General features: G+C 67.1%; 1 protein-coding gene. It reads right to left on the bottom strand.

The window, feature by feature from the left end:
- Positions 1-599: acyl-CoA dehydrogenase family protein (locus tag IEZ12_RS37390; RefSeq protein WP_268250311.1), on the bottom strand; the 599-nt coding region annotated here is incomplete at both ends.

Consider the following 599-nt stretch of genomic DNA (forward strand, 5'->3'; position numbering starts at 1 on the left):
TACGGCAGGTTGCGGGCCATCACGATGCGCTGGACCTGGTTGGTGCCCTCGTAGATCTGGGTGATCTTCGCGTCCCGCATCATCCGCTCCACCGGGTAGTCCCGCGTGTACCCGTACCCGCCCAGCAACTGCACCGCGTCCGTCGTGACCTCCATCGCCACATCCGACGCGAAGCACTTCGCCGCCGCCCCGAAGAACGTCAGATCACCCTCCGTGCGCTGCGACTTCGCCGCCGCCGCGTACGTCAGCTGCCGCGCCGCCTCCAGCTTCATCGCCATGTCCGCCAGCATGAACTGCACGCCCTGGAACTCCGCGATCGCCTTCCCGAACTGCCGGCGCTCCTTCACATACCCCTTCGCGTAGTCCAACGCCCCCTGCGCGATCCCCAGCGCCTGCGCCGCGATCGTCACCCGGGTGTGGTCCAACGTCCGCATCGCCGTCGCGAAACCCGTCCCCTCCGCACCGATCATCCGCTCCGCCGGGATCCGCACATCGTCGAAGTACACCTCACGCGTCGGCGAACCCTTGATCCCCAACTTCTTCTCCGGCGCGCCGAACGACACCCCCTCGTCGCCCTTCTCCACCACGAACGCCGAAAT

The organism is Kitasatospora griseola (genome assembly GCF_014648555.1).
Classification (GTDB): domain Bacteria; phylum Actinomycetota; class Actinomycetes; order Streptomycetales; family Streptomycetaceae; genus Kitasatospora; species Kitasatospora griseola.